This window comes from Streptomyces sp. NBC_01428 (assembly GCF_036231965.1).
Lineage (GTDB): Bacteria > Actinomycetota > Actinomycetes > Streptomycetales > Streptomycetaceae > Streptomyces.
The window spans coordinates 1,099,168-1,115,774 of sequence record NZ_CP109499.1 but is presented as its reverse complement, the minus strand read 5'-3'; the positions used below and the strand labels follow the sequence as shown (position 1 = coordinate 1,115,774).

16 protein-coding genes and 1 pseudogene are annotated in these 16,607 nt (G+C 69.4%); 10 read left to right on the top strand and 7 right to left on the bottom strand.

The annotated features are described in order from the left end of the window. Positions 1–49 precede the first annotated feature (49 nt). Positions 50–634, bottom strand: a pseudogene (locus OG406_RS04905) (SigB/SigF/SigG family RNA polymerase sigma factor); the annotation flags it as partial. Between the two features lie 876 nt (positions 635–1,510). Between OG406_RS04905 and OG406_RS04900 the strand changes: the two are divergent. After that, positions 1,511–1,849 (top strand): MerR family transcriptional regulator, encoded by a 339-nt coding sequence (locus OG406_RS04900; protein ID WP_329184241.1) that lies wholly within the window; start codon positions 1,511–1,513, stop codon positions 1,847–1,849. 191 nt (positions 1,850–2,040) lie between these two features. On the opposite strand, the gene OG406_RS04895 is transcribed toward OG406_RS04900, so the two are convergent. After that, positions 2,041–2,211: a hydrophobic protein gene (locus tag OG406_RS04895; protein WP_067385923.1), complete on the bottom strand. Its 171-nt coding sequence runs from the start codon at positions 2,209–2,211 to the stop codon at positions 2,041–2,043. A 183-nt stretch (positions 2,212–2,394) separates the two neighbouring features. Between OG406_RS04895 and OG406_RS04890 the strand changes: the two genes are divergently transcribed. Beyond that, complete coding sequence (locus OG406_RS04890) at positions 2,395–2,571, top strand: CsbD family protein (RefSeq protein WP_267049401.1); 177 nt, start codon at positions 2,395–2,397, stop codon at positions 2,569–2,571. Positions 2,572–2,829: 258 nt separating this feature from the next. Here OG406_RS04890 and OG406_RS04885 read toward each other — a convergent pair whose 3' ends face one another. Then, positions 2,830–4,341, bottom strand: coding sequence for a pyridoxal phosphate-dependent decarboxylase family protein (locus tag OG406_RS04885; RefSeq protein WP_329184238.1), 1,512 nt, complete (start codon positions 4,339–4,341; stop codon positions 2,830–2,832). A gap of 373 nt (positions 4,342–4,714) precedes the next feature. Further along, positions 4,715–5,557 (bottom strand): helix-turn-helix transcriptional regulator, encoded by an 843-nt coding sequence (locus OG406_RS04880; RefSeq protein ID WP_329184236.1) that lies wholly within the window; start codon positions 5,555–5,557, stop codon positions 4,715–4,717. Positions 5,558–5,735: 178 nt separating this feature from the next. On the opposite strand from OG406_RS04880, the gene OG406_RS04875 reads away from it, so the two are divergent. The 6 genes from OG406_RS04875 to OG406_RS04850 all read left to right on the top strand — a co-directional run bounded on the left by OG406_RS04875 (position 5,736) and on the right by OG406_RS04850 (position 12,447). Further along, a complete protein-coding gene (locus OG406_RS04875; RefSeq protein WP_329184234.1) occupies positions 5,736–6,677 on the top strand; it encodes an SDR family oxidoreductase in 942 nt (313 codons plus the stop codon). Between the two features lie 456 nt (positions 6,678–7,133). After that, complete coding sequence (locus tag OG406_RS04870; protein WP_329184230.1) at positions 7,134–8,000, top strand: CPBP family intramembrane glutamic endopeptidase; 867 nt, start codon at positions 7,134–7,136, stop codon at positions 7,998–8,000. Positions 8,001–8,127: 127 nt separating this feature from the next. Further along, complete coding sequence (locus OG406_RS04865) at positions 8,128–9,270, top strand: sensor histidine kinase (RefSeq protein WP_329184228.1); 1,143 nt, start codon at positions 8,128–8,130, stop codon at positions 9,268–9,270. A 3-nt stretch (positions 9,271–9,273) separates the two neighbouring features. After that, on the top strand, positions 9,274–9,966 hold the full coding sequence (locus OG406_RS04860) for a response regulator transcription factor (protein WP_329184227.1): 693 nt from the start codon (positions 9,274–9,276) through the stop codon (positions 9,964–9,966). Positions 9,967–10,292: 326 nt separating this feature from the next. Beyond that, complete coding sequence (locus OG406_RS04855) at positions 10,293–10,709, top strand: effector-associated constant component EACC1 (RefSeq protein ID WP_266850544.1); 417 nt, start codon at positions 10,293–10,295, stop codon at positions 10,707–10,709. Continuing rightward, on the top strand, positions 10,702–12,447 hold the full coding sequence (locus tag OG406_RS04850) for a caspase family protein (protein WP_329184225.1): 1,746 nt from the start codon (positions 10,702–10,704) through the stop codon (positions 12,445–12,447). The genes OG406_RS04855 and OG406_RS04850 overlap by 8 nt, the downstream gene beginning before the upstream one ends. A 70-nt stretch (positions 12,448–12,517) precedes the next feature. On the opposite strand, the gene OG406_RS04845 is transcribed toward OG406_RS04850, so the two are convergent. Further along, on the bottom strand, positions 12,518–12,958 hold the full coding sequence (locus OG406_RS04845) for a DUF6086 family protein (protein ID WP_329184223.1): 441 nt from the start codon (positions 12,956–12,958) through the stop codon (positions 12,518–12,520). 175 nt (positions 12,959–13,133) lie between these two features. Here OG406_RS04845 and OG406_RS04840 point away from each other — a divergent pair, with 175 nt between their 5' ends. Beyond that, positions 13,134–13,829, top strand: coding sequence for a hypothetical protein (locus OG406_RS04840; RefSeq protein ID WP_329184221.1), 696 nt, complete (start codon positions 13,134–13,136; stop codon positions 13,827–13,829). A 110-nt stretch (positions 13,830–13,939) separates the two neighbouring features. On the opposite strand, the gene OG406_RS04835 is transcribed toward OG406_RS04840, so the two are convergent. Beyond that, the gene (locus OG406_RS04835) at positions 13,940–14,491 is read right to left on the bottom strand and encodes a TetR/AcrR family transcriptional regulator (protein ID WP_329184219.1); all 552 of its coding nucleotides are present in this window, start codon (positions 14,489–14,491) and stop codon (positions 13,940–13,942) included. 121 nt (positions 14,492–14,612) lie between these two features. On the opposite strand from OG406_RS04835, the gene OG406_RS04830 reads away from it, so the two are divergent. Beyond that, entirely contained in the window at positions 14,613–15,662 is a 1,050-nt protein-coding gene (locus tag OG406_RS04830) for an aldo/keto reductase (RefSeq protein ID WP_329184217.1), read from the top strand. A gap of 190 nt (positions 15,663–15,852) precedes the next feature. On the opposite strand, the gene OG406_RS04825 is transcribed toward OG406_RS04830, so the two are convergent. Next, positions 15,853–16,323 (bottom strand): VOC family protein, encoded by a 471-nt coding sequence (locus OG406_RS04825; RefSeq protein WP_329184215.1) that lies wholly within the window; start codon positions 16,321–16,323, stop codon positions 15,853–15,855. Between the last annotated feature and the right edge of the window lie 284 nt (positions 16,324–16,607).

Sequence of the window (16,607 nt, the reverse complement as noted above, 5' to 3'; positions counted from 1 at the left end):
GACGCCGAAGATCGGGCGGACGCCGGCCCGCGCGGCGGCCCCGTCGGCCTCAGCTGGTGGTGAGCATGCCTGCGCGGAGTTTGGCGAGGGTGCGGTTGAGGAGGCGGGAGACGTGCATCTGGGAGACGCCGAGGTGTTCGCCGATCTGGGCCTGGGTCAGTTCGTCGACGAACCGCATGTGGATGATGCGGCGCTCGCGGTCGTCGAGCCCGGCGATCAGAGGGGCGAGCGCGTTGAAGTCCTCGACGAGCTCCAGGGCGGAGTCGTCGACGCCGATGAAGTCGGCGAGGGCGGCCTCGCCGTCCTCGCTGGAGGTGATGGCAGCGTCGAGGGACGTCGAGGTGTAGCCGTTCGCGGCCTTCCGCGCCTCGATGACGTCCTTCTCCGACAGTGACATCAGCGCGGACAGTTCCCGGGTCGTGGGCATGCGGCCCAGCCGGCTGCGGAGCTCCTCGGTGGCCTTGGCGAGGGCTACCCGAGCCTCCTGCAGGCGCCGCGGGACGTGGACAGCCCACGTGGTGTCGCGGAAGAAGCGCTTGATCTCACCGACGATGTAGGGCACGGCGAAGGTGGTGAACTCGACTTCGCGGGTCAGCTCGAACCGGTCGATGGCTTTGATGAGGCCGATCGTGCCACAGGAGTGCTGCGTGTGATGCGCGTGTGCCCCGGCCGGGCACACGGCGGGGCCGTCCATCGGCGTTGTTCGAGGACGACTTGCTCTCTGAACGGCACACAAAAATCTATGCTGGCTGGAGTAGACATTGCGAGATCGCCTGGCTATGGTTTCTCTTGTTGCAGAGATCAGCAGGGCCTGGCAGACACGAACTGCCGGGCAGCGGTACAGGCAAGTGCAGTTGCAGGACGGTGCGGTGGTGGAGCTTCGAAGCCAGAGTTGTCGCAGGACGGCGACGGGGCTGACGACCGGACCGGGTGGCCCGCAGTGATCAGGGGTCGCCGCACGCAGAACCGCAGTTGAAGGTGCAGTTCGCGGTATCCCGCAGTGCAGGTGTGTGAGTGGTACCTCGGTGAAGGCGTCGGCTGCGGGCGCGCGCACCGGGAGGTTCGGCAGTGGGGTTCCAAGCCAGAGCGGTATATGCAGGACGGGCGACGGGGCTGGCTGTCGAAGAGTGACGCTCGTTCAGGTCACCGAGCAGTTCGGGGTAATTCGCATCACCCGTGGTGCAGAGCAGTACACGCACTACGCACAGGCTCCAGCGCAGTCAGCCCTCCCGGGAGCGCTGGATCACGAGGGAATGAACGGAGGAGCGAGGCGCCATCAGGATCGCCCGGGCGGATTGCCTGAGCCCGGGTACCGCAGGACATCGATAGTGAGGTGGTCTCCGGTCGAGCAACCGCGATCCCCGCGTCCCCGACGGCAGTCGAGTCGGGCCCGCGGAAACAGAAGGCCGGTGCAGTATCAAGGCCGGCAGATGGTGTAGCAGCAGTTCCTTCGGGGCCCTGGCGCGACGAGCGCCAGGGCCCCTCCACGCGTTTTCATGAGAGAGGTGCAATGACAGCGGACGACTCGTTCAGCCGCCTGGAGGACGACGATTACCCCGCCTACACCATGGGCCGAGCCGCCGAACTCCTCGGCGCCACTCAGGGGTTCCTGCGCGCGATCGGGGAAGCCCGCCTGATCACCCCGCTCCGTTCCCCGGGTGGGCACCGCCGCTACTCCCGCTACCAGCTGCGCATCGCGGCCGGCGCCCGTGAGCTCGTCGACCAGGGCACGCCGATCGAGGCGGCCTGCCGCATCGTCATCCTCGAGGACCAGCTCGAAGAAGCCCGGCGCATCAACGCCGCATACCGCCGTCTGTCCGAAGCTGCGGATCCAACCGCCGCAGCCTGAGCGGAACGATCAACGAGCTTTCCCTCGATGCCCCGCCACGTGTCCTGGTGGTCCGAGCCCGGTCCGAACACGAACCCGTTCGCCGGATTCACCGATTTCGTCCTGCGCTCCACGGGGCGGGACATGGGTGGGGCCCGACGCTGTGGCGTCGGGCCCCACCCATGTGTGTGTATGCGTGCTGTTCGGGCTGTCTACCAGCGGTACCAGCGGCCACGCTTGCCGCCGCTGGCTGTCGGGCGGATCACGAATCCGAGGACCCACACGATCAGGACGATCACGGCGATCCACCAGAGCGCCTTGAGTGCGAAACCGGCACCGAAGAGGATCAGGGCGAGCAGAAGAACAAGAAGAATAGGAACCATAGTTATCAACCTCCGGACCCTCGAGTGCCCTACGGTCCGATCTTCATTCCTGCGGGTCTTATGTATTCCTTAGGCGCTGCACGGCCTGGAAAAGCGCGGCGGTCATCGAGCTGGTTTGGGGATGGGATCCGGGGTGACTCGGAGGGCGTACGTGAGTTCCGATTGAGGCAGGGGTGAGTGGTTGTGGCTGCGGACGAGAAGGCTCAGGCCAAGGGCGAGCAGGCCGAGGGCAAGGTCAAGAAGGTCGCCGGCGGCGCGGTGGGCAACGAGTCCCTGAAGGCCGAGGGCCAGGCCAAGGAGTCCCAGGGTGACCTGCGTGCGGCCAAGGAGAAGGCCAAGGACGCCGTCAAGCCCAAGTAGGCATTCAGCACCCCCGATCCCGGCAGCCTGATGGCTGCCGGGATCTGTGTTGCCCGGGCCAACGCGGCCACCAACGGCAACGTGACCGACTTCCTGGCGGTCGGCACACGACGTAGCCCGCGCAACGCAATGAAGCCCTGCCCGGAAGGGGCCTCTCCAGCTCATGGCCACATCCGACATGCCCCTGGTCGACTCCACGCCCCCTGCCCACCCCTCGCGCACCCTTCAAGGCAGCGATCGAGACGCCGACATCGCGGGTCAGGCGGCCTGGAGATGGTCGATGGCGGCCTGGACCTCTTGGAGGAGGGTGTCCACGTCGTCCGTGGTGGTGAGGTAGTTGCAGACGCAGGCGCGTAGGACCGTTTCGCCTTCGTGGCAGACGGTGGCGAGATAGGCGTGGCCGCGGGCCTGGACGTGTGCGGCCACCGCCGTGTGCAGGTCCGCTCGCGAGTCCGGGCACCCGGTGTCGGGGGTGGCGGCCAGGCCGAAGCAGACCACGGGCAGCGGGCCGTCGGTGCACAGTTCCAGTCCGGGGTGCGCCTGGACGCGTTGGCGCAGGTACCGGGCGAGGTCCTGGTAGTGCTGGAGGAGGTCGATCACGCCGGAGCGGCCGAGCTGGCGCAGAGTGGCCCAGAGGGTGAGGGCCCGGGTGCCGGGCCGGGTGAGTTCGATCGTGTAGTCGGACATCCAGGGCCAGTCCTGGTCGCCGTCGAGGTACGAGGCGCGGAAGGTGAACGCGTCGCGCAGCCGGGCGGGGTCGGTGACGAGTGCGGCGCCGCAGCCGACCGGTACGGACAGGGTCTTGTGCGGGTCGACGGTGAGTGAGTCGAGGTCGGCGACGCCTCGGTAGAGGGGGGCCAGCTCGGGGACGAGGGCACCGAGCCCGCCCCAGGCACCGTCGGCGTGGTGCCACATGCCCTGTGTGCGGCACACCTGCGTGATCGCCTCGATCGGGTCGACGGCGCCGCTGGCGGTGCTGCCGAGGTTGGACACGACGCAGAACGGCAGCAGGCCGCTTGCGCGGTCGGCGTCGGCCATCGCGCGCAGAGCTTCGACGTCCATGCGGTGCTCCGCCGTGGTGGGCACCGCGCGCAGCCGCCACGCCGGCAGGCCGATCACCGCGGCGGCCTTCGCGACCGACATGTGGGCCTGGTCGCTGTGGTAGGCGATCAGGCGCGCGTGGGCCTGGTCGTAGGCGGGTCCGTCGGTGGCGCCGTGGTGGCGCAGGAACCAGGTGCGGGCGGCGCCCAGGCAGAGCAGGTTGGCCATCGAGCCGCCGCTGGTCAGTACTCCTCCGGTGGTCGGTGCCATACCCGCCAGCGAGGCCAGGTCGCGCACCACGCCGCGTTCGAGGTCCATCAGAGCGTGCTCGCCCATGCCACAGGTCGCGTTGACCGCGGTGGCCAGCAGTTCGGCGATCACTCCGGCGGGGGACGGCGGTGAGTTGATCCAGGCGAAGAAGGCGGGATGGCCGTTGCCGGTCGGGTACGGGGCGATCGCCCGGTCGACGAACTCCAGCAGGGCGCCGAGGTCTTGGCCCTCGTGCGGCAGCGCCGCGGCGGCCAGGGCCTGCCGGTGCGCCGGCGGGATGGGCCGGGTCACCGGGTGCTGGGTGATCCGTCCGAGGTAGTCGGCGACCCAGTCTGCGGCGGCTGTCAGTTCGTCGCGGAACACCTTCGGGTGCACCCCGAGTGGCCCGGTGCCTCCACTGGCGTCCGGCTGGGCAACAGGCAGGCGCGGCGGGCGGGCGGTCTTCGGCGGTGTGGGCATCGTACGGTGGCACCTTTGCTCAGTAACTCGGCCGGACGGCCATGATCCAGAACGACCTCCGTCCGCGCCGGTAACGGTCCCGGGACGAAGCCGGAAGCGGCGGCACGAGGAACCCTTTGGGGCAGCGGGTGAGCGTTTGGGGCGCGGCGCCAACAGCGGGGATGACCAAGGCGGCCCCGTCGGCGAAGCCTCCTGGGGCCGCCACGGTCACCACCACCGCCGGCCACACTGAACTGGGCGCCTCCGCCAGGTGTCCCGGAGGCGCCCCAGTTGCGTCACGGAGAGACAGGGGCGAGCCGGCGAGTGCCGCGGCCGCCCCGCCGCGCTGTCCGCCGTCTTGGTGGGGCAGGGGTGGAGGGGGCGCGAAAGGGCGTCAGTGGAGCGGGGCGCTGATGACCGACAGCAGGTGCAGTTTCTCGTGGGTCTCGCTGCCCGGCACAGCGGTGTAGACGAGCAGAAGGTGAGACTGGTACGGATCGAGCAGCGTCTGGCACTCCAGGTCGAGCAGCCCGACGTCCGGGTGGACGAAGCGTTTTCCGGACGTGGGGAGCACGCCGACCTCGTGGAGGCCCCAGAGCGCGCGGAACTCCTCACTCTCGTTCAGCAGGAGCTCCGCGAGACCGGCCGCCCGGGATCGCGGACCACGTTGGGCGACGACCTCCCGCTGCCCCGATGCGTACACTCTCGAGAGGTACTGGTGGTCGTCGGCCGCGTAGCGGGCACGGGTGGCGGGATCGGTGAACCACCGGTAGCCGAGACTGCGGGCCGGGCCGCGGTAGCCGGTCAGATCGCCCGTGAGCGCCACGCCCATAGAGGTCTGCCGGAGCGTCTCGCCGAGCTCGGTCACGATTTCGGCCGGAGTGTCGTCAAGGCGGTCCAGGATCCGCAACAGGCCCGGCGCGATGTGCTGTTCGGTCTCACCCCCGCGCGCAGGCGGCGCATGTCCGGCGAGTCGGAACAGGTGGTCGCGTTCCTGGATGTTCAGATGCAGGCCCTGTGCGATCGAGGCGATCATCTGCTCGGACGGCTGTGGCCCGCGGGCGCGCTCCAGCCGGGCGTAGTAGTCCGTAGACATGTGACAGAGCACCGCGACCTCCTCGCGGCGCAGCCCCCCGGTCCGGCGACGCTGCCCACGGGGCAACCCCACGTCCTCCGGCTGCAGCGCCTCACGCCGGTGCCGCAGAAAGTCGGCCAGCCCGGTGCGATCGATCTCCATGCGGATCCTCTCGTCCCGATCGTTTCTACCTCGTCCGGACGCCGGTATCCACGGCCTGCCGATCCACCCCTGCGCCGAGGACGGCCCCGTCAGCCACTGATCGTCAGGCCGTGGATACGGTCACGGCGACGTCGCATGCTCGAAGAGACCACTCGACATGCAGAAGGAGCACGCCACCATGGCACGCCGACCCATCGACGTCACCCTCCCCGACTTCACCGGCAAGCGCGTCGTCCTCACCGGTGGCAGCGACGGCATGGGGCTCGTCATCGCCACCCGCCTCGCTGCGGCAGGCGCCGAGCTGATCCTGCCGGTCCGCAACCCCCGCAAGGGCGAGGCCGCACTGACGGCCATCCGTGAGCGAGCGCCCGAGGCGAACGTCTCGCTGCGCTCCCTCGACCTCTGCTCGCTCGAGTCCGCCGCCGCGCTCGGCGAGACACTGCGGCAGGAGGGCGACCCGATCCATCTGCTCATCGGCAACGCGGGCGTCATGAACCCGCCCGAGCGACAGACCACCGTCGACGGCTTCGAGCTGCAGTTCGGCACCAACCATCTCGGCCACGCGGCCCTCATCGGGCACCTGCTGCCGCTGCTGCGCGACGGAGACGCGCGGGTGACCCTGCAACTGAGCATCGCCGCCAACCGGGGCTCCGTGAACTGGGACGACTCCAACTGGGAGCGCTCGTACAACAGCATGGACGCGTACTCCCAGTCGAAGATCGCCTACGGGCTGTTCGGCCTTGAGCTCGACCGGCGCAGCAGGGCCGGCGGCTGGGGCATCACCGCCAACCTCGCGCACCCCGGTGTCGCCCCGACGAACCTGCTCGCGGCGCGTCCGGAGATCGGCCGCGCCGCAGCGGTTCCGGCCCGTCGGGTGGTCACCGCGCTCTCCCGGCTGGGCGTCGTGGGCACCGTCACGAGCGCCGGTCTGCCCGCGCTGATGGCGGCGACGACACCCGGCGACCAGGGCGGCAGGTTCTTCGGCCCGAACGGCGTCGGCGGTCTTGGCGGCCGGCCCGCGGAGCAGAAGCTCTTCTCGCGCCTGCGGAGCCCTGGCGACGCACGGCGCATGTGGGACCTCACGCAGCAGCTCACCAAGGTGCCGCTGAACATGACGTGAGCGGCCGCCCATCCACGGCCACCCATCCACGGCCGCCCATCCACGGCCGCCCATCCACGGCCACTCATTCACAGCCACCCACTCACCAGGCGTCCCCCGGGCCGTGGCCGACCGGCACGACGCCATCACCCGGCTGCTCGCCGCCTCCGCGTGGACTCGGGAGAGTTGTTCGCTGACGGTGCGGCTCGACTCCCTGGATGCGGGCCTGGAGTGCCGGCTCCTCCGGTTCGGCGGAGCTCGCGCCGGCCAACGCCCGGGTCGACCGCGGCTGATGACGTAGGCCATGGAGTGTGCGACGTCATCACGGAGTCAGACGGTGTGCGGCGCCGGACGGCTCAGCGCATCCCCCGCGCGAGCTACAACTGGTGTCCCTGCACGGGGGATTCGGGGACATCGCCGAGTTCCTAGCGTGGTGTTCGGGTCGCCGCCGGTGCGACCGCGATGCAGGAGGCCACGATGAGCACGCAGTCCACTGCCGGGGGCAACGCCCCTACCCCTGACCCTGAACAACCAAGTGAGGGCCGCCTGAGCCGGCTGTTCCGGTCACCGCTCGGCTGGATGCTGGCCGGTCTGCTGGGCCTGGGCCTGGTGTCGGGTCTGACGGCTGCGGGTCCTGGACCGGTTCCGGCGGTGGGCGCGGTTGCGGCGGTGGGTGTGTACTGGCTCGTGATGCGGCGCCTGGCGCATCGCTCGACGCCGGAGATCGCCTTCCACGGAGCCGGCCGCGAGGCTCTCCTCGGCGGTGCGATCGGCCTGGGCTTCGTGCTCTTGTCGACACTGCTGATCGTGATGTTCGGCGGCTACTCGTTCTCTTGGGCCGGCCACGGCTTCTTCACTGTCGTTGTGAGCGCGGTGGTGGTCCAGGCCGCCGCCGCGGTGACCGAGGAGCTGATGTTCCGCGGCGTCGCACTGCAGGCGTTGGAGCAGATGTGGGGGAGCCGTGCCGCCATCGTGATCACCGGACTGTTCTTCGGCATCGCCCACTTGGGCGCCCCGCACGCCACCGCGTGGAGTGCGCTGTGCATCGCCCTGGAAGCGGGTGTGATGCTCGGTGCCGCGTTCTTGTGGCGGCGCAGCATCTGGTTCGTCGCGGGGCTGCACTTCGTCTGGAACCTCATGGAGCAGCTCCTCGGCATCCCGGTCTCCGGGCATACCCCCGAGGGCCTGTTCACCGTCGAGGTGTCCGGCGGGACATGGCTGACCGGAGGCGACTTCGGACTCGAGGCCGCCCTGGTCACCCTCGTCGTCGGTCTGCTGATCGCTGTGCGCATGGTCACCCTCGCCGGCCGCAGTGGCAGACTCGTGTCGCGCAGGTCCGCCTGACCCCCCGGGCCGGATGACGGAAGGAGTGACAGTGACTGTCCGTCAGATAGTCTTGGCCCGGGCGCAGTTGACCGGCTCGGTGCCTGACTGGTGGAGGGCGCGGGGCGCCCTCGCCACGGATGGAGTTGTGGCTGTCGGGGCGGCTGCGGTGGCGCTCGTTCCGGCTTTGGCGACCTTGTCCACCGTCGGGGCGCAGATAGGGGATCTGCCGCAGCGCCCGCCAAGCCTGTGGAGCGTCGGTCTGATCCTTGCTCAGACGCTGCCGCTGGCGGTTCGACGCCGGAGACCTGCCGTGTGTCTCGTCGTGGTGGCGGGCGCGTTCGCGGTGCATCAGGCGATGGGCTTCACCACGACGTTCGCGAGTCTGGGACTCTATCTGGCTCTGTACTCGGCCGGTGCCCACCAAGGCTGTCGGCGCCTGCGCCTGGTGGGGGCGATGACTGGGGGCTATGGCGTCCTGGCCGTTGCCCTTGACCGGCTCGGCTCACCTCAGGACGTGGCGGACTATCTCGCGTTCTATCTGGCTCTGGCCGCGTTCTGGATCTTAGGGAGTACGGTGCGCGGGCGGCGAGTGGGTGAAGTCCAGCGGCGCCGACTGGTCGTCGAGGAGGCCGCGGCCGCCGAGCGGGCACGGATCGCCCGTGAACTGCACGACGTGGTGACGCACCACGTGACCGCCATGGTCGTCCAGTCGGACGCGGCCCAGGTCGTGTTCACCTCCGCGCCGGACAAGGCGGCAGAGGGGCTCTCCGCCGTCAGCGACACCGGCCGAACAGCCCTGAAAGAGCTGCGGTTGCTGCTCGGTGTACTGGAGGCGACCGCCGACAGCGCCCCAGCCGGTCCAGCACTCCAGGGGCGGGCACCCGCCCTGGGTCGGCTGGAGGACCTGGTGGCGCAGACCCGCCGGTCCGGGCAGCCCATCGAGTTCAGGGAACTGGGCACGCGGCACGCGCATTCCGCGGATGTGGAACTTGCTGCCTACCGGGTGGTTCAGGAGGCGCTGACCAACGCGCTCAAGTACGCGGCCGGTTCACCGACCCGCGTCGTGGTCGAACACTCCGCGACACTCCTCGACATCACGGTGACCACCGACAGACCCGCCCATGCCACCGGCCCCCTCGAAGCCGAGGAGAGCACTGCGGGCGGACGCGGGCTTCCCGGTCTACGAGCACGCATCCAGATGGTCAGCGGCCAACTAAAGGCAGGACTGCGCGCCGACGGAGGATTCGAAGTCCATGCCACCATCCCTTCCGTCCCCATCCAGGAGTGAAGAGTGGACAAGGCGCCTCCTCCCATCCGCGTGCTCGTCTGCGACGACCAGGCACTCGTACGCACCGGCTACGTGACCATCTTCTCCGCCCAGCCCGACATGGAGGTGGTCGGCGAGGCGGAGAACGGGCACGAGGCGGTCCACGCCGCACAGCGCCTTGATCCCGACGTGGTGGTCATGGACATCAGAATGCCTCTCCTCGACGGCATTCAGGCAACGCGGCAACTCGCGGGCCCCGACGTCCAGGACCCGCCGAAAGTGCTGGTCGTCACCACCTTCAACGTCGACGCCTACGTCTACGACGCCCTCCACGCGGGTGCCAGCGGTTTTCTCCTCAAGGACGCGCCGCCGTCCGAACTGGTCAACGGGATCCGGACGGTGGCGAAGGGCGAGGCGCTGCTCGCTCCGGCCGTCACCCGCCACCTCATCGGCCATTTCGCCGAACGCCTGCGTCCGGCCGAGGCGTCACGGCCGGACAGTGCGGCGGTGGTTCAGACATTGACGCCCCGTGAACTGGAGGTCTTCCGGCATCTCGCCGAAGGCCTGTCGAACGCGGAGATCGCCACGCAGTTGTTCATCACGCTCGAGACCGTCAAGACGTACGTCTCGAGGATCCTCACCAAACTCGACCTGCGGGACCGCGTCCAGGCCGTCGTCCTGGCGCACAGGGCGGGATTGGTCTCCTTCGAGCCCTGAGCCCAACCGTCGCGCGCAGCGGCACCGGACGGACGCGTGCCGCGCGGAACGGGCCCGCCCTTGGGATCGACTGACCGGCGGCGGGCACTCCCCGGCGCAGCACACGTCTTGCCTCGTGAGCGCACGGCGTCGGCCCGAGTTGGCGACAAGGCCATGTCCTCATGGGCGCGCGGCGCTGTCCAGCCATCTTGCGCACCTTGATCGCCGTTCGCCGGGTCCGGGACGGTGGACGACCTGAGCGGACCCTGGTACGTCCAGACGCAGGGCGGGGGAGGGAGCCGGCTAGTACGCTCCCGAAGGGGGGTGGGCGCGTGGAGGAACTACGGGTGTCGGTCACGGCAAGCAGCGAGCGCTTCGATGCCGATGACGACAGGTGGCTGTCCCAAGTACGGCTTCTGCAGGATGACTTGGCGCGCGAGGCTCGGTTGGTGACCGGGCAGCCGACCACGGCCCGGCCCGGCACGAAGGGCGGCTGGCTGCCCGACGTGGCCGTCCTGCTCACCCCGGCTGCGGTCGCCGGCGTGGTGGCGGTGGTGAAGGCCTGGCTCGTGCGGGACCGGGACCGCACGGTCCGCCTCGCCTGGGAAGTGGACGGTCGCAAGGGCGAATTCACGGCTGTGGCCTCCACGGCGGACAACGCCACGTTGCAGGCCGCGCTGGAACACGGGCTGCGGGCGGCGACCGGCTTCGGGGCGGCAGCGGCTGAGGACGAACCGGACCCGGACGGTACCCCCGTTGGCTGAGGCCCCCGTCGCGTACCGTGCCCTGCTGATCGGCAACGCCGAATTCCCGGACGAACCGGCACTGACACGGCTGCGCGGCCCGGCAAACGACCTCTCGGAACTGCGTGCCGCGCTCACCGACCCCGAGGTCGGCCTGCCGTGGGAGGTGACGTCGGTACTCGACGGGACGACTCAGCAGGTCCAAGAAGCACTGTTCACCTTCTTCCATCGGGCCACGGCACGCGAGCAGTTGTTCGTCTACTACAGCGGACACGGTCGGCTCGACCTGCACAACCGCCTCCACCTGTGCACCCACGACACCACCCTCGACTGGCTGCGCACCCGCGCGGTCCGGCAGTCGTACGTCAACGAGCTGCTGGACGACTGCGCGGCCCGCACGATCGTCGTCGTCCTCGACTGTTGCTTCGGCGGACGGGCGGCGACGGCCAAGGGCGACGAGACGGCGGCCCGGTTCGCCGGCCGAGGCCGGTTCGTCATGACGGGGTGCGGAGTGCTGGAGACGGCGGCGGACGCGGCCGACGACGGCCGACCCAGCCCCTTCACCGCCGCTCTGGTGGCGGGGTTGCGGCACGGGGCGGCGGGCGAGGGCGGGTACGCAACGGTCGAGGACGTCTATCAGTACGTGTACGACCGCATGCGTGGGTCGGGCCAGCGTCCGGAGATGAAGTCGGAGGGGCGGGCGGGGCATGTGGCGCTGGCACGGCGGGTGGGAAGGGGGCCGGGATCGGTCGAGGGGATGCCGGAGCCGGCCGCCGCCCCTGGGGCGCCGGATCTGCGGCCCTTGTTCACGAACGCGCGCGGTGTGAGTGAACGCCCCTTGGTCGAGCATCACTTCAGCGGAGTGCTGCACGTCCTGTTGACCGAGCCGGCCGGAACCCTGACCGTCCACCGCGACGAACTGGTCGCGGCCGGTGGCGGGGACGAGGTCCGGGGCCTGTGGTTCACCGAAGGACGATTCGAGGTCCGGGGGGTGCGGGACCGGCCGGTCGCCACGGCGACGGCGGACGGAGACGTACGGTTCGCCCTGCCGGCAGAAACGGGGACATTGAGCTGGTCGGCGCGGCAGCTTGCCGCCTTCGAGCAGGCGCGACTTGCTGGGACCTGGCCCACCGCGAACCGGCCCACCAGGACCGAGGGCACCCACTCTGTCCTGATGTCCCGCGATGCGGTGTACCGCAGGCTGGCGCGAGAGGTCTGGGCCGCGCTGGGATCACTGCTCGGCAGCGCGGTGTCCGTGAGCCTGCTCGTGGCCTTGGCGCTGACCGCGCGGGGGCGCACCTGGTGGCTGCTCAGCGCAGGAGTGACCCTGACGCTCCTGGCCGTCGTCAGCCTGTCCGGCCTGATCGCTTCCGCGCATTCCAGCTGGATCTTCTTCCACCTGCGCCGGTTGCTCCACCTCCCGTCCCTACCGGTCACCAGGATGCTGCTGAAGGTCCATGACCCCCCACCGATCACGGGCGAGGACGACCACGGACCGGTGACCGTCCACCTGAGCCCGAGCGTCGTACTGTGGTCCGAGGACCTCAGCCTGACGTTCCCCCATGCCTTCTACGCCGCACGCGTCAAGGGCGGCGACCCGCCCTTCGACACGAAGTCCCCGACCCCCGTCGAGGTCATCGGCCTTCCCGCCCCCGGCCAATGGGTGATCGTGCGTACCCCCGACGGCCTCCTGTGGCCGAGCGGCCGCGCCAAACCCGTCTGGGCACGGACCCTCACCGTTGTGACCGGGCGTTCCTGAGAGGTCATTTGTGATGGCGGGCTGCAGCGGTAAACGGGTGCGATCGGTTAGTCGGACCCGGTCGCTCTGGTCAGCGCGGCATGCGCCGTCCCAACTCCCGTGCCCGCTCGCGCAGGCCCGCGGCCCAGGCGGCGCCTTCCGCAAGGGCGGACAACCCCGTGGCGGTGGAAACCTGCACGTCTTCGAGTGCGGCCTCCGGGGTGGCTCCGTGCGGTGCCCAGTCCACCTTGATCGCGGCGCGTTCCGCAAGAACGAGCACTGTAGCGGTGAAGCCTTCGGAGAGCGCGAGCCAGATGCCGTGGCTCGTTCTTCGGTGCCTCGCCAGGAGGGCGTTGACGAAGGCTTCGAAGGTATCGGGACTGATCTGGCACTCGTCGTTCTCCATTGGCCCGATGCCCGACGGGAGTTCCAGCTCCGCTTCGAAGACCGCTACCTGACGTTGGAACATGCGGGACGTTCCATTGGACGGGTTCCACAGGGTCTCGTCGCCGATGTCGAAGTACTGGCTCATCGCGGCACCCTTCACCTGGTCATGACAGGTCAGCGTATCCAGCAGGGTCGGTGCCGTCGGCGGCGCTACGTCTTGGCCAGACGTCGGTGACAGATGAGGGCTGCGGCGGTGCTGTGACCGGCACGTCTCACCGGGTCGCGGTACTGGTTGAGGCCGAGGCTCGTAGCCTGGCCCGATGCCCGATGACATCCTCGCCCTGTGGCCCCTCGTGCCTGCTTCCGAGACTGGCTGGCTCGCCGAGCTCGCCCAGGGCGACGGCCTCACGGGCTACGAGGTACCCGGGCGGCCCGATGCTGCCTGGGTGCTCGGTGGCATCTACGAGCGCGGGACGTCCGCGAGCAATTCGGTCAACGACAGCCAGAGCAGGGACGAGCATCCCGGCCCGGGGTGGGAGCGGCTGCGCTGGGCCGAGCTGGCCGACCGCATCGGTGATCCGGTCGTTCCACAGGGCCTGTACCCCTGCTTTCGCTGCTTCCCCTCCACGAAGGCGGCCGGCATCAGGCCCGGCTCGATCGAATGGCCTGCCGAGGGCAGTCTCGACAGGCCGACATGGGACCAGCTGATCCGGTTCCTGGCCGAGCACAGCCTCCAGGGGGCGGACACCGCCTGCCTGGCGTACTACAACCCGCTCGTCACCCAGGACTTCGAGAAGGGACAGGTCCACTCCGGCCGTCTAGGCGACGCCCCGTCCCTCTTCGACAACCCGGACATCCTGTACACGCCGTCCAACCTGTGGGCCACAGACCGCTCCTGGGTCGTCTGCACCGACTACGACCTGTGGGGCACCAAGGTCTGTGGCGCCGGCCCGCTGATCGAGGCGCTCCTCGGGGACCCTGAGATCGAAGCCATTCGCCTGCCCTGGACCAGCTAGTGCCGTGCGTCGAGACCTGGTGAACCTATTCGGTCACGGCACTGGCCACTGCCGGTCTCCGACCGACCAGGGGTCGGGCAGCAGGACGGTGGCAGCCCACCGCAGAGTGTCTACGGCCGGAAGCCGTCGATGGCCAGCTCCAGGAGGCGGTCGGCCTGGGCGGTGCCGGCGGCGGTGTTGGGGGTCCGCCACAGGCAGCTGAGCAGCATGATGACGTCGACGGGGTCGATGCCGGGCCGCACTTCGCCGGCGCTCTCGCAGGCATCGAGGAGCTGCTTGACGGCTGTGGTGACGGGGGGCCACGAGGCGCTGACGACCTCTTGTGCGGCCGCGGAGTGCAGTGCCTCGCCCATCCCGTGCTTGATGCGCACGTAGCTCGCGAGGGTGGTGAACCATCGGCGCAGAGCGTCGAGCGGGGGGTGTGCCGCGAGGACGTCCGGTACGGAGGCGACGAGGCGCTCTGTGTCGTGACGGTGGACTTCGAGGATCAGTGCCTCGCGGGTCGGGAAGTGCCGGTAGAGGGTGCCCGGGCCGACGCCGGCCCGTTTGGCGATCGAGTTGAGGGATGCGTCAGGGGACTCGGCCAGCGCGTCGTGGGCGACCTCGAGGATCAGTGCGCGGTTCTTCAGCGCGTCGGAGCGCTGCGGCGCTGCGTCGGGCATGGCGTTCTCCTGGTGTGCGTGCCGTGTTCCGACTGCGATCCGGAGAGCTCTCCGTTAGCGTGGCGAAGGTCAGGCGGAGATATCTCCGCTTGTGTCGCACGTTCATTGTAGGAGCCTTCCCATGCGCTACACCAAGCTCGGCCGCACCGGCCTCGACGTGTCCCCGGTCGCCATCGGCGCCATGACCTACGGGCAGCCCGACCGCGGCCACCCCGTCTGGTCCCTCGACGAGGAGAGCAGCCGCCCGTTGATCAAGCACGCCCTCGAAGCGGGCATCAACTTCTTCGACACCGCGAACATGTACTCCTACGGCTCCAGCGAGGAGATCCTCGGCCGGGCCCTGAAGGACTACGCCGACCGCGACGACGTCGTGATCACCACCAAGGTCCGCCACGCCATGCGACCGGGCAGCCCCAACGGCGGCGGTCTGTCCCGCAAGGCGATCATGTCCGAGATCGACAACAGCCTGCGCCGCCTCGGCACCGACTACGTCGACGTCTACATGATCCACCGCCTGGACAACGACACCCCGATCGAGGAGACCCTCGAAGCCCTCCACGACGTGGTCAAGGCCGGAAAGGCCCGCTACCTCGGCGCGTCCTCGATGCACGCCTGGCAGTTCGCCAAGGCCCTCCACCTCCAGGAACGCCACGGCTGGGCCCGCTTCGTCACCATGCAGGACCACTACAACCTCCTCGCCCGCGAAGAGGAACGCGAAATGCTCCCCCTGTGTGCCGACGAAGGCGTCGCCACCATGGTGTGGAGCCCCCTCGCCCGCGGCCGCCTCGCCCGCCCCGCCGACCAGGCGAACACCGGCACCCGCTCCGCCACCGACGGCGCCTACGCCGACACCCTCTACCAGGCCAACGCCGACAGCGACCGCCAGATCATCGACGAGGTCGGCGCCATCGCCGACACCCACGGCGTCTCCCGCGCCCAGGTCGCCCTCGCCTGGCTGCGCCGCAACCCCGTCGTCGCCGCCCCCCTGGTCGGAGCACGCACCATCCAGCAGATCGACGACGCCGTCGCCTCCCTCGACCTGGACCTCACCGACGAAGAAGCCCGACGCCTGGAAACCCCGTACACCCCCCGCCACGACTTCCAGGGAGTCTCCGACGCCCGCGAACTGGAACGCATCAAGGCGAGCATCCCCGGCTACGCCAACGTCTGACCCGCGCCCGACATGCAGTGCGCGCAGCCGGGTTCCCCTCCATGACGTGAGGAGCCGACATGAGGCGTATGCGAAGCGGCTGCGCGGCGGGCCGGGGGAAACCTGCCCGCTGCCACCCGGCTCAGAGGGCCGCCCTCTGCACCTCGCACAGCCGAGGTTCACGGCGGGGCGCGACGTGCGACCTCAGAGCTCACTCGGAATCGCCGGTGCGGGAACTCGGGGGCCAGTGAGCCGGTGTCCAGTCCCCCTCCGGGTCGGTGGCCTGCCCCACTTCGATCAGATGGCCGTCGGGGTCACGGATGTAGCAGCGGATCTCGTACTCGTGTTGTTTCGGCGGCGTCAGGAACTCGGCGCCACGGGCGCTCCACTCCTCGTACAAGGGGTGGATGTCCTTGACGCGGATGTTGAGGAAACTGCTGACCCGGCTGGAATCGCGCGGGGTCTCCAGGGTGACCGACGGCTTGTCGTCCGTCGGGCCTCCGCCGCCGTTGATGATGATCCAGCTGTTGGCCAGTGAGACGTAGGTCAGGCCTCCAGGTCCGGAGTAGGCCAGCCGGCCGCCGAGCACTTCGGTGTAGAAGCGTCGGGAGCGTTCGCCATCGTCCGAGACGATGAAGTGGGCCAGCAGGATTCCTTCCGGCGGTGGCGGGAGTTCGGCCATCCGGTGCCTCCACTTGTCGGTCTCATGATCCGTTGATGTGCCTTGACGGAAGGTTCCCCTTTCGAGGCGGCCGGTGATGCACCAGCTCGCCGTCCTGGACGATTCGCCGGCAGCTCTACACGGATGGCTCCCCGCTCAAGGCCATTGGAGCGACGCGGAGGTGTGCACGGAAGCGCAGCCGGTCACACATCAACGGCAGCGGCCAGGCATGTTCGTGCCTCCCCGCACAGTCATGTCCTGACGTACAGCACACAGACACTGCGCCAAGCCGTGGGTGGGTCGCA

Coding starts and splice junctions, on each gene's coding strand:
- OG406_RS04830 (WP_329184217.1), top strand. CDS start 14,613: ATGCGCTACACCAAGCTCGGCCGCACCGGCCTCGACGTGTCCCCGGTC.
- OG406_RS04825 (WP_329184215.1), bottom strand. CDS start 16,323: ATGGCCGAACTCCCGCCACCGCCGGAAGGAATCCTGCTGGCCCACTTC.
- OG406_RS04870 (WP_329184230.1), top strand. CDS start 7,134: ATGAGCACGCAGTCCACTGCCGGGGGCAACGCCCCTACCCCTGACCCT.
- OG406_RS04845 (WP_329184223.1), bottom strand. CDS start 12,958: ATGAGCCAGTACTTCGACATCGGCGACGAGACCCTGTGGAACCCGTCC.
- OG406_RS04895 (WP_067385923.1), bottom strand. CDS start 2,211: ATGGTTCCTATTCTTCTTGTTCTTCTGCTCGCCCTGATCCTCTTCGGT.
- OG406_RS04885 (WP_329184238.1), bottom strand. CDS start 4,341: ATGCCCACACCGCCGAAGACCGCCCGCCCGCCGCGCCTGCCTGTTGCC.
- OG406_RS04875 (WP_329184234.1), top strand. CDS start 5,736: ATGGCACGCCGACCCATCGACGTCACCCTCCCCGACTTCACCGGCAAG.
- OG406_RS04880 (WP_329184236.1), bottom strand. CDS start 5,557: ATGGAGATCGATCGCACCGGGCTGGCCGACTTTCTGCGGCACCGGCGT.
- OG406_RS04835 (WP_329184219.1), bottom strand. CDS start 14,491: ATGCCCGACGCAGCGCCGCAGCGCTCCGACGCGCTGAAGAACCGCGCA.
- OG406_RS04900 (WP_329184241.1), top strand. CDS start 1,511: ATGACAGCGGACGACTCGTTCAGCCGCCTGGAGGACGACGATTACCCC.
- OG406_RS04840 (WP_329184221.1), top strand. CDS start 13,134: ATGCCCGATGACATCCTCGCCCTGTGGCCCCTCGTGCCTGCTTCCGAG.